The following is a 10775-nucleotide window of genomic DNA, read 5'->3' as shown; positions in this document are numbered from 1 at the left end:
GGATCGGGCCGCATCGACGTTCCAGGGGCCGGATCGCACACAAGGAACCGGATCGCGCACAAAAGAAGCGGGCCACCCGATCCGGGTGGCCCGCTTCTTTATTGTGGAGCTAAGGAGATTTGAACTCCTGACCCCCTGCATGCCATGCAGGTGCTCTACCAACTGAGCTATAGCCCCTTGCCGTTCGTCTTCGCTTCGGTTTTCGTTTCCGTTTCCCTCGCGGCGACAGACAGAACATTAACCGGCTCCTCGCCGGATCACCAAATCGGTTCCTCAGGAGGTCACGGCCCTGCGGGTAGGGTCGCCCCCTGTGACCCAGACCGTGCTTGCCCGATCCCCCGTCCGCCGGTGGCCCCTGGCCACCGCCGCCACCGTCTGCCTGCTCTCGTTCGCGGCCTTCTGGGTGGCCCAGCGCCTCGCCCACGTGAACATGCTCGACGTGATGGTCTACCGGGCCGAGGGCGAGACGCTGCGGGCCGGCGGCGACCTCTACGCGATGCGCGCCACCTCGGCGAACCTCGCCATGACCTATCCGCCGTTCGCGGCCGTGCTCTTCCTGCCGCTGACCCTGGTGGACGTCCCCCTGATGCGGACGCTCGCCACCGCGGGGAACCTGCTCCTGGTGGTGGCGCTGGTCCAGCTGTCGCTCCAGTTGGTCCGCCCGGCACTGTCCCGCACCGGGGCCCGCGCCGATCTATGGCGTACGACACTGTGGATCGCCGCGATCGTGGTCTGGTGCGAGCCGGTGTGGACGACGCTGCGGTACGGCCAGATCAACCTGCTCATCGCGGTCGCGGTGCTGTGGGATCTGACACGCCGCGAGGGCAGCCGCTGGGCCGGCCTGGGCATCGGGCTCGCGACCGCCGTGAAGCTCACCCCGGGTCTCTTCGTGGTCCTGCTGCTCGCCGCCGGGCTGCTGCTGTGGCGCCGGGACCGGGCCATGAACCAGTGGCTGCGGACGGCGTTCACGGCGACCGGCGTCTTCCTGGTGACGACGCTCACCATGGCGCTGGTCCTGCCCGCCGACTCGAAGAAGTTCTGGACGCAGACCCTGTTCGAGACGGGCCGGGTCGGCCACGCCGAGGAGACCGCCAACCAGTCCATCAGCGGGGTCCTGGCCCGGCTGTTGCACACCGACGCCCCGGGCCTGTGGTGGGTGGCCGCGGCCGCTCTCCTGGGCGGCGCGGCGATGGGCGTCGCGGTACGGGCCGCGGTGCGCGGCGACAAGGCGGTGGCCGTGGTCGTGACCGCGTTCACGGCGCTGATGATCAGCCCGATCTCCTGGTCCCACCACTGGGTGTGGTGCGTGCCGTTGCTGATCCTGCTGTACGACCGGACCACGCGCTTCTGGCCGGTGACGGGTGTCGTGGCGCTGGCCTTCGCCTCGTTCGCGCTGTGGTGGGTGCCGCACGACCCGGGCCGTCCCGAACTGGACCAGAACGCGGGCCAGATGCTGCTGTCGGCGGTCTATCCGCTGACGGCGACGGCGGTGTTCGCCGGATACCTGCTCGCGCGCCGCCGGGCGGTCAGGGACGGGGCTCCGGCCGCGCCCGGCACTTCTGTGCCCGCGGCCCGTGAAACCCGCGCATCGGCGCGGGCGGCGGCTCAGGCCGTCGCGAAGGAGTAGAACCGCTTGAGGGTGCAGTGTTCGTCGAGGAGCCGGCCGTAGATCGGCTCCCCTTCGAGCTCACGGTAGGTCTCGATCGGGTCGCCTTTTATGATCAGCGCCCGCGCGCATTCCTCGCACCAGTACTGGAACTCGGGGTTGACCGGGTCCATGTCCCGGACGATGGGCGTACCGCTGCCGCACCAGTCGCACTTCCGCCTGTGTGCACCCATCGGTCAACTCCGGCCGTGGCGACGGGGCGTACACGGACAAGGCGCGGCTGGTTCCGCGACGGCATCGGCTTCGGTCACCTCGGCACCGTCCACGGCCATGCGCGCTCCCTCCCGCCCGGACCCACGTCCCCCTCCGGCGGTCCGATTCTGCCATGGCCCCGCAAGGGGGTCGGCGCCGTCGCCGGACGGGCCCGGGGCGGCGGCCCAGGGGCGGGAAACGACGAATCCCGCCCCCTTGTTGGGGACGGGATTCGAGGACTGTGGAGCTAAGGAGATTTGAACTCCTGACCCCCTGCATGCCATGCAGGTGCTCTACCAACTGAGCTATAGCCCCTCGTGTTCTTCGCGCTCTGCGCTGCGAACAAGAAGAACTCTAGCCTGTGACCTACCGGAAAGTGAAATCCGGGGTCCGGGGGCCCGGGCCGGCCTCAGGCGTCGTCGCCGAGGACGGGTTCGGGCAGCGTGCCGGCGTTGTGCTCCATGAGCCGCCAGCCTCGCGCGCCCTCGCCGAGGACGGACCAGCAGCAGTTCGAGAGCCCGCCAAGGCTCTCCCAGTGCCGGGCCTCCAGGCCGAGCAGCCGGCCGATGGTGGTGCGGATGGTGCCGCCGTGGCTGACCACGACGAGCGTGCCGTCCGGCGGCAGCTTCTCGGCGTGCTCCAGGACCACCGGGGCGGCCCGGTCGGCCACCTCGGTCTCCAGCTCGCCGCCACCGCGGCGCACCGGCTCGCCCCGCTTCCAGGCGGCGTACTGCTCGCCGTAGCGCGAGGTGATCTCGTCGTGGGTCAGCCCCTGCCACTCCCCCGCGTACGTCTCCCGCAGGGCGGCGTCGTGGGCGACCTCATGACCGGTGATCGCGGAGAGCTCGGCGGCCGTGGCCGCCGCCCGCTTCAGGTCGGAGGCGACGATGGCATCGGGCTCCAGCGCGGCGAGCAGCCGGGCGGCCCGGCGCGCCTGGGCGACGCCGGTCCCGGTCAGCTCGATGTCCGTGGACCCCTGGAAACGGCGCTCCAGGTTCCAGGAGGTCTGGCCGTGGCGCCACAGGACGATTCGGCGGCCGGTGCCACCCTTGCCGCTGGTCAGCTCAGCTCACCGTCCGCCCCGTCGGTGCCCATGAGGCGGGCGTGCTCCTCGGCCTTGCCGTGGGTCTTCACGGCGTCCTCGGGAAGCGCGATCTCGGGGCAGTCCTTCCACAGCCGCTCAAGGGCGTAGAAGACCCGCTCCTCGCTGTGCTGGACGTGGACGACGATGTCGACGTAGTCGAGGAGGATCCAGCGGGCGTCGCGGTCGCCCTCCCGGCGCACCGGCTTGGCGCCGAGCTCCTTGTTCAGCCGCTCCTCGATCTCGTCGACGATCGACTTGACCTGGCGGTCGTTGGGGGCGGAGGCGAGCAGGAAGGCGTCGGTGATCGACAGCACATCGCTGACGTCGTACGCGATGATGTCGTGCGCGAGTCGGTCGGCCGCCGCCTGGGCGGCGAGGGTGACGAGCTCGATGGAGCGGTCCGTGGCGGTCACAAGCAGGCTTTCGTCGGCGGTCTGGGACACCTCAAGGGTCTCATGCACCGCCGACGGGCCCGAAAAGGATTAACCGAGGGTCACCGGCCGGCTCCGCGAGCCTTGTAGTCCTGCCCCAGCACCGCTGTGACCTCGGCGTTTCCGGCGGCCTTGCCCTTGGTGACGGATCCGGCGGGCAGGCCAAGGGTCTTCGCGACCTCGACCGCGTTCGCCTTCTGGGCGTCGTCGCCGTAGATCACCTGGGACTTCTCCTGGGTGTCGGCCTTGGTGCCGCCGACCACGACGTAGCCGCCGTTGTTCAGGACCACGCGGGCCGAGTCGGTGGCGTCGGAGCCGCTGGCGTCCCGGATCGCGACGCGGGTCGCCGCGCCCTGCTCCGGGGCGGTGACCTTGCCGCCGAGGATGTCCTTGACCACGCTGTCGCCGGTGGCCTCGCTCAGCGAGCCGTCGGACTCGACGGGCAGGACGGCCGTCTTGTAGTCGCCGACCTTGGCGTGCTCGGCCAGCTTGGCGAGGGAGGCGCCGAGGTCCTTCTCCGGCAGCGACGGGTCGAGGATCTGGGCGAGGGTCTCGATGGTGACCGTGGCGGCCTTGGGGTCGTCGGAGATCTTCCGCAGCACCCCGTACATGACCTGGCCGAAGCGCTGGAGCTGCTTGGCCTCGGCCTCGCCGGGCGCCTTGTAGGTGGCGTAGGCGACGGCGGCGCGGCCGTTGAGGGTCTGGTTCTCACCCTTCTTGACCAGCGGATCGGCGCCGGGCTTGGCGCCGGGGACCTCGGTGTCGGTGGTGATGTCGATGCTGCTGACGAGCTCGACGAGGTTCTCCAGGTACGGGGTGTCGATCCGCCAGGTACCGGCGATCTTCGCGCCGAGCAGGTTGCCGACCGCCTCGCGGGTGCCGCTGGAGCCGTCCTCCTCGACGGACTTGGCGAGCGTGGTGGTGGAGCCCTCGTCGTCGGCGACGGCGAGGGAGTTGGGCAGCAGCACGGTGGTGCCCTGCTTGGTGGTGGTGTTGTCCACGAGGAGCGCGGTGGACGTGCCGCCGCCGGTGGTGTTGTGCAGGTGGACGATGATCGTGTCGCGCTTCTGCGGGCCGGTGGCGGTGTTCTTCTTCTGCTCGTCGCCGGAGGTGCCGGGCAGCATCCCGGCGTACCAGAGGTAGCCGACGCCGCCGGTCACGGCGAGGACGAGGGCCACCACGAGGGCGACGACACGGTTGCGGCCGCGGCGCCGGGCCTCCTCGCGCCGCTCGGACCGGCTCTCGGTGAACGCCAGCCAGTCGATGACGTCCTCGGAGTCCTCGTCGGGCTCCTCGATGAACGAGAACTGCTCGGTGCGGTACGCGCGCCCGTCGTCCTCCGGCGCCGGGCGCTGCCCGGGCACACCGGCCTGGGGCGCGGGCGGCGCGGCCTCCGGCGCCGCGACCGGCGGCGGTACGACGGGGACGGCCTCGGTCCGGACGGCCCACTGCTGCCCGGTGTGGTCCTCCTGGACCGGCTGCGCGGGCTGGGCCGGCTGCGCCGGGTGCTGCGGCTGGGCGGCGTAGTCCTGCCGGCCGGTGTCGTACTGCTGGTAGTCGTACGAGGTCTGCTGGGCGTACGGGTCGTACTGCGGCTGCTGGACGGGCTGCTGCGGCTGGACCTGCTGCTGCGGCTGCCCGTACGGGTCGTAGCCGTAGGCCTGCTGGCCCTGCGGCTGCTGCGCGTACGGGTCGTAGTGCTGCTGCGGCACCTGCTGCTGGTACACCGGCTGCCCGTACTCGTCGTAGCCGATGATCTGCGGCTGCGGATAGTACGGGTCGTACGGGTTCTGCTGGTCGTTCACCGGTGCCCCTCCCCGAGGCTCAGTCGCCGCGGTACAGCTGGCGCTTGTCGATGTAGCGCACCACGCCGTCCGGAACCAAGTACCAGACCGGGTCGCCCTGGGCGACCCTCACCCGGCAGTCGGTGGAGGAGATGGCGAGCGCGGGGACCTCGACCAGCGAGACCCCGCCCTTGGGCAGGCCGTCGTCGGTGAGGTCGTGGCCCGGGCGGGTGACGCCGATGAAGTGGGCGAGCGCGAACAGCTCCTCGGCGTCCCGCCAGGTGAGGATCTGCGAGAGCGCGTCGGCGCCGGTGATGAAGAAGAGGTCCGAGTCGCTGTTGAGAGAGCGCAGATCCCGCAGCGTGTCGATGGTGTACGTCGGACCGCCGCGGTCGATGTCGATGCGGCTGACCGAGAACTGCGGGTTGGAGGCGGTCGCGATGACCGTCATGAGATAGCGGTCCTCGGCGGCCGAGACGGCCTTGTGGCTCTTCTGCCACGGCTGCCCGGTCGGTACGAACACGACCTCGTCGAGGTGGAACAGGGCGGCCACCTCACTGGCGGCCACCAGGTGTCCGTGATGGATCGGATCGAACGTTCCGCCCATCACGCCGAGTCGGCGCTTGGCGCGGCCGCCAGTAGGCACTTCCTGCTCTCCCATGCGTGCAGAGCCTACTGGCACGGCGTCGGACGCCGGATCAGCGGCCTCTCGGCTCAGCGGTCGCGGTTGAAGCGGGTGGTGATCCAGAGCAGAAGCAGCAGCGCGAGGAGGGCGCCGCCACCCGTGACGTACGGGCTGAGGCTTTCGTGGTTGCCGCCGTGCTCGGCACCCTCGTTCGCGAGCGTGACCAGGTTGGCGGCGGTGGCGTGGAGGCTCATCTTCGGCAGGACCTTCGATCGGGGATGGGAGCGGAGACTTCGCGCACATCGTATGCGGGACGTCGCGGCGCGCTCACGCCGACTCAGGCGTTGGCGTCACCGGCGCGGTTTTCCTTGACAGCGTTCTCAGCGATCTTGACGTTCGCGGCACCGTCATCGTTCCCGGCACCGGTGTCGTTGTCGTCGGCGCCTCCGTAGCCCCGCAGCAGGAACCAGGCCAGCAGGGCACCGCCCACGATCGAGACGAGCAGGACGATGCGGAGGGTGTTGCCGGGGCCCTGCTGCTCCGTCGTGGCGAGCAGGGTGGTGACGGCGGTGGTCGCGTGGTCCGTCATGGCGGTGGTGCTCCTCGGTTGTCCGCGGTGCCCGAGTTATCCACAGGCTCCGGCACACGGTAGCCCCCTCGCCTAGTCTGGGTTGCGTCAGGGGGACGAGCACCGACTCGTACGAATTGGGGGCATCCATGACCGAGAAGACCGACAACGGGCACGAGAACCTTCCCGGGCGGCGGCGCAAGCGCTTCGCCGGTATCTCCTCGCGGGCCTACGAACACCCTGCCGACCGCTCGGCGCTGGTCGCGCTGCGCAAGCTGAGCGGCTTCGACACCGTCTTCAAGGCGCTGAGCGGGCTGCTGCCCGAGCGGAGCCTGCGGCTGCTGTTCCTCTCCGACTCCGTGCGGGTGAGCGACGCGCAGTTCTCCCATCTCAACGACATGCTGCGGGACGCGTGTTACATCCTGGACCTGGAGAAGGTCCCGCCGATGTACGTCACGCAGGACCCCAAGCCCAACGCGATGTGCATCGGCCTGGACGAGCCGATCATCGTGGTCACCACCGGGCTCGTGGAGCTGCTCGACGAGGAGGAGATGCGGGCGGTCGTCGGACACGAGGTGGGCCACGCGCTGTCGGGCCACGCCGTCTACCGGACGATCCTGCTCTTCCTCACCAGCCTGGCCGTGAAGGTCGCCTGGATACCGCTGGGCAACGTCGCGATCATGGCGATCGTGACCGCCCTGCGCGAGTGGTTCCGCAAGTCGGAGCTCTCGGCGGACCGGGCGGGGCTGCTCGTGGGACAGGACATCCAGGCCTCCATGCGCGGCCTGATGAAGATCGCCGGAGGCAACCACCTGCACGAGATGAACGTGGACGCGTTCCTCGCCCAGGCCGACGAGTACGAGAAGGGCGGCGACCTGCGCGACTCCGTGCTGAAGATCCTGAACGTGCTGCCGCGCTCGCACCCGTTCACCACGGTCCGGGCGGCCGAGCTGAAGAAGTGGTCCGAGACCCGCGACTACCAGCGGATCATGGACGGGCACTACCCGAAGCGGTCCGAGGACAAGGACACCTCGGTGACCGACTCCTTCCGCGAGTCGGGGCGGCACTACGCCGAGACTGTGCGCGGCAGCAAGGATCCGCTGATGAAGCTGGTCAACGACATAGCCGGCGGCGCCGGGGACCTCGCGGGCGACCTGGGCGGCAAGCTGTTCGGCCGCTTCGGAGGCGGCACGGGCGGCACCAGCGGCACGGACGGCAGCACCGACGAGAGCGGCACCGACGACGGCGGCAAGGGAGCCAAGGGCGGTCAGAGCGAGGGCTGAGCGCTCGGGGCGAGCGTCCCGCAGAGCGCGGAGGTGGTGGGCCGGCCCGTCGCGTAGGGGTCCGTGCCCGCCTGGCGGGACCGGTCGGCGCGCTCGCCCGCGAGCAGCGGGTGCAGCGAGCCGGTGGTGTCGGCGCCGCAGGCCTGCGGGCCGGCCTGGACGGTGCTGCTGAGCAGCTCCGCGCGGTGCATCCGCAGGTCCTCGCGGTCGAAGCGGAAGTGCAGCTCGCGGTGGACCGTGAACAGCGAGGCCTGGGCCGTCGGGCCGGTGTCCGGGCCGGCGGGGCGGACCGCGTAGGTGAAGGTGTGGTCCGCCGTGACCTCCAGGAGGTCGGTGTCGATCTCCACGACGCGCAGGGTGCCGTGGACGCGGGCGGACGGGGCGGCGAGGGCGACCTGGTGGGGGTCGAAGCGCACCAGCCAGCCGGCGACGGCGTGCCGGCCGTCGTCCTGGGGCTGCTCGACGCTCCGGTCGAACTGCTCCAGCTGGTCCGGGTCGACCAGGAGCCGGGCCGGGCGGACGGTCGCGCCGGTGAGGACGCCGGGTTCGAGGGAGGAGGCGACCAGATATTCCTTGGCGATGCCGAGGGCGGACAGGACCTGGCTCTCGGAGAAATGGGGGGTGCGGCCGGTCAGCGGGAAGTTGATCCCGGCGGCGCCGCTGGGGTACTCGGCGGCGGGGCTGTGGGCGAACAGGCGGTCGGGCTGGCCGCCGGTGACGGGGCCCTGCGGGGCGAGCGGGACGACCGTGGTCCGCAGCGGTTCGGCCGGCTGGTCGACGGGGGCCTGATAGGGGTTGCGGACGCCGAGATAGACCGCGGTGCCGAAGGCCAGCAGGATCAGCAGCACCAGCATCAGGGCCTGCCGGGAGCCGCTCCGGCCCTCCCAGGAGGGGCGGGACCTGACGGCCTGGGCGTGCTCCCCCATCCGTTCCTGGGCGGAGAACTCCTGGAGCCGGGCAGCGCGGACGAACGCCTCGTCGAAGACAAGGGATCCGTACTCGTCCTCACCGCCGGGGAGCCCCTCGGGGGTCCCCTCAGGCGGGTCGCCACGCCCTGCCATACCTTCAGGGTAGGTCTGCGGAAGCCCCGGTAAACGCCGAGGTGCGCGACAACTTCCGAGGAAGCCCGGCGGACGGGGGTCAGGGGGCGCCGGGCGCGGCAGGAACGGCGGGCGCGGAGGGCACGGTGGCGCCGGACGGGACCGCGCGGGGCTTGTCCACGCCGCTGCTGGCGGGCGGCGGGATGCGGTCCTGGCGGTTGGCGGAGGCACCGCGGTAGACCGCGCTGAAGGCGAGGGCGACCATGCCGACGCCCATCACCAGGGCGAGCACCCAGGCGACCGGCCGGTGCCAGCGGGCGCTGCCCTTGTAGGGGCGCAGGGCGCCGCCGTGGGGGCCGTAGGGGCCGAAGTCGTCGTCGGCTGTGTCCGGGTCGTAGCCGTCCGCGTAGCGGCGCGTCTCGCCGGCGTAGCCGTCCTCGTAGAGCTCGTCGTCGGCGAGTCCCGCGACGGCCCGGGCGCGGGCCGCCTCCGCCTCGGCGCGGGCCTGGGCGGCGGCGAGCAGGCGCTCGACGGCGGTCGGCTCGTGGACGGTGGCGGCCCGGACGAAGTCCTCGTCGAAGACCACGGCGGCGAAGTCGTCCGCGCCTCCGCGGTCGACAGAGTCATCGGGGTCGGGGCCGTCCTGGAACGGCGTGCCCCCCACGTCGTCCGGCACGGTTTCAGAGTAGACCTGGGAGGGGGTTTTGGGCAGGGAGAGCGCGAACTGTCCCTGCCCCGGATACGGCGTTCCGGTTACCGGACGTGACCGTCGCCGGTCACGATGTACTTGGTGGAGGTGAGCTCCGGAAGGCCCATGGGGCCCCGGGCGTGCAGCTTCTGGGTGGAGATGCCGATCTCGGCGCCGAAGCCGAACTGTCCGCCGTCCGTGAAGCGGGTGGAGGCGTTCACGGCGACCGTGGTCGAGTCGACCAGCTGGGTGAAGCGGCGGGCCGCGGCCTGGGAGGTGGTGACGATGGCCTCGGTGTGGCCGGAGGACCAGAGCCGGATGTGCTCGACGGCCTTGTCGAGGGAGTCGACCACGGCGGCGGCGATGTCGTAGGAGAGGTACTCGGTCTCCCAGTCCTCGGGGGTGGCCGGGACGACGGTGGCCTTGGTGCCCTCGGCGAGGGCGAGGACGCGCTCGTCGGCGTGGACGGTGACGCCGGCGTCGGCGAGGGCGTCCAGGGCGCGCGGCAGGAAGGCGGCGGCGACGTCCTGGTGGACCAGGAGGGTCTCGGCGGCGTTGCAGACGCTGACCCGGTGGGCCTTGGAGTTGACCAGGATCTCGACGGCCATGTCCAGGTCGGTCTGGGCGTCGACGTAGACGTGGCAGTTGCCGGTGCCGGTCTCGATGACGGGGACGGTGGACTCCTCGACGACCGTGCGGATCAGGGAGGCGCCGCCGCGCGGGATCAGGACGTCGACCAGGCCGCGGGCGCGCATCAGCTCGCGCACGGACTCGCGGGACTCGCCGGGCACGAGCTGGATGGCGTCGGCGGGCAGTCCGGAGCCGCCGACGGCGTCGCGCAGGACCTTCACCAGGGCGGTGTTGGAGGAGTACGCGGAGGACGAGCCGCGGAGCAGGACGGCGTTGCCGGACTTGAGGCAGAGGGCGGCGGCGTCCACGGTGACGTTGGGCCGGGCCTCGTAGATGATGCCGACGACGCCGAGCGGGACGCGGACCTGGCGCAGGTCGATGCCGTTGGGGAGGGTGGAGCCGCGGACGACCTCGCCGACCGGGTCGGGCAGGGCGGCCACGTGCCGGACGTCCTCGGCGATGGCCCGCACCCGCTCGGGGGTGAGGGTGAGCCGGTCGATGATGGCCTCGCTGGTGCCGGCCTCGCGGGCGCGGGCGATGTCCTCGGCGTTGGCCTCGACGATCTCGGCCGTGCGGACCTCCAGGGCGTCCGCGACGGCGAGCAGGGCGTCGTCCTTCGTCGCGCGCGGGAGTGGCGCGATATCGGCGGCCGCGGCGCGGGCCCGGTAGGCGGCCTGGGCGACCGGGGACATGTTGTCGAAGGGCGTGAGCGAGGTCATGCCCGCAGGGTACTGGCACCTCTGCGGACATCCCTCACGTATGCCTCGCCCGTCCCGTACTGCGA

Annotated in this window: 12 protein-coding genes and 2 tRNA genes; 2 read left to right on the top strand and 12 right to left on the bottom strand. The window is 71.3% G+C overall.

Translation table 11 applies throughout. The annotated features are described in order from the left end of the window. Positions 1 to 104: 104 nt before the first annotated feature. A tRNA-Ala gene (locus ABTZ54_RS09280) sits at positions 105 to 177 on the bottom strand. A 133-nt stretch (positions 178 to 310) separates the two neighbouring features. On the opposite strand from ABTZ54_RS09280, the gene ABTZ54_RS09275 reads away from it, so the two are divergent. After that, entirely contained in the window at positions 311 to 1627 is a 1317-nt protein-coding gene (locus ABTZ54_RS09275) for a glycosyltransferase 87 family protein (protein WP_351658969.1), read from the top strand. Here the strand turns inward: ABTZ54_RS09275 and ABTZ54_RS09270 are convergent. The 8 genes from ABTZ54_RS09270 to ABTZ54_RS09235 all read right to left on the bottom strand — a co-directional run bounded on the left by ABTZ54_RS09270 (position 1606) and on the right by ABTZ54_RS09235 (position 6371). Beyond that, positions 1606 to 1839, bottom strand: coding sequence for a hypothetical protein (locus tag ABTZ54_RS09270; RefSeq protein WP_005317760.1), 234 nt, complete (start codon positions 1837 to 1839; stop codon positions 1606 to 1608). The genes ABTZ54_RS09275 and ABTZ54_RS09270 overlap by 22 nt on opposite strands. 261 nt (positions 1840 to 2100) lie before the next feature. Then, a tRNA-Ala gene (locus ABTZ54_RS09265) sits at positions 2101 to 2173 on the bottom strand. 94 nt (positions 2174 to 2267) lie between these two features. After that, positions 2268 to 2921, bottom strand: coding sequence for a histidine phosphatase family protein (locus ABTZ54_RS09260; protein WP_351659180.1), 654 nt, complete (start codon positions 2919 to 2921; stop codon positions 2268 to 2270). After that, a complete protein-coding gene (rsfS, locus tag ABTZ54_RS09255) occupies positions 2918 to 3385 on the bottom strand; it encodes a ribosome silencing factor (RefSeq protein ID WP_351658964.1) in 468 nt (155 codons plus the stop codon). The genes ABTZ54_RS09260 and rsfS overlap by 4 nt, the downstream gene beginning before the upstream one ends. A 50-nt stretch (positions 3386 to 3435) precedes the next feature. Beyond that, positions 3436 to 5178, bottom strand: a complete 1743-nt coding sequence (locus ABTZ54_RS09250) for an LCP family protein (RefSeq protein WP_351658961.1) — start codon at positions 5176 to 5178, stop codon at positions 3436 to 3438. Positions 5179 to 5197: 19 nt separating this feature from the next. Further along, positions 5198 to 5818 (bottom strand): nicotinate-nucleotide adenylyltransferase, encoded by a 621-nt coding sequence (nadD, locus tag ABTZ54_RS09245; protein WP_351658958.1) that lies wholly within the window; start codon positions 5816 to 5818, stop codon positions 5198 to 5200. 53 nt (positions 5819 to 5871) lie between these two features. Beyond that, complete coding sequence (locus ABTZ54_RS09240) at positions 5872 to 6036, bottom strand: hypothetical protein (protein WP_046905622.1); 165 nt, start codon at positions 6034 to 6036, stop codon at positions 5872 to 5874. Between the two features lie 83 nt (positions 6037 to 6119). Next, on the bottom strand, positions 6120 to 6371 hold the full coding sequence (locus tag ABTZ54_RS09235; RefSeq protein WP_351659189.1) for a hypothetical protein: 252 nt from the start codon (positions 6369 to 6371) through the stop codon (positions 6120 to 6122). 128 nt (positions 6372 to 6499) lie between these two features. Here ABTZ54_RS09235 and ABTZ54_RS09230 point away from each other — a divergent pair, with 128 nt between their 5' ends. Next, complete coding sequence (locus ABTZ54_RS09230; RefSeq protein ID WP_351658955.1) at positions 6500 to 7633, top strand: M48 family metallopeptidase; 1134 nt, start codon at positions 6500 to 6502, stop codon at positions 7631 to 7633. Here ABTZ54_RS09230 and ABTZ54_RS09225 read toward each other — a convergent pair. The 3 genes from ABTZ54_RS09225 to ABTZ54_RS09215 form a co-directional block, all read right to left on the bottom strand. Continuing rightward, positions 7618 to 8694 (bottom strand): SCO2583 family membrane protein, encoded by a 1077-nt coding sequence (locus ABTZ54_RS09225; RefSeq protein ID WP_351658952.1) that lies wholly within the window; start codon positions 8692 to 8694, stop codon positions 7618 to 7620. The two genes, ABTZ54_RS09230 and ABTZ54_RS09225, sit on opposite strands and share 16 nt — an antisense overlap. A 79-nt stretch (positions 8695 to 8773) precedes the next feature. Next, complete coding sequence (locus ABTZ54_RS09220) at positions 8774 to 9349, bottom strand: SCO2584 family spore wall biosynthesis protein (protein WP_351658949.1); 576 nt, start codon at positions 9347 to 9349, stop codon at positions 8774 to 8776. A gap of 77 nt (positions 9350 to 9426) precedes the next feature. After that, positions 9427 to 10710: a glutamate-5-semialdehyde dehydrogenase gene (locus ABTZ54_RS09215; RefSeq protein WP_351658946.1), complete on the bottom strand. Its 1284-nt coding sequence runs from the start codon at positions 10708 to 10710 to the stop codon at positions 9427 to 9429. Between the last annotated feature and the right edge of the window lie 65 nt (positions 10711 to 10775).

This window comes from Streptomyces sp. NPDC094032 (genome assembly GCF_040303965.1).
Classification (GTDB): Bacteria; Actinomycetota; Actinomycetes; order Streptomycetales; family Streptomycetaceae; genus Streptomyces.
This window is presented reverse-complemented; position numbering and strand designations above follow the sequence as displayed.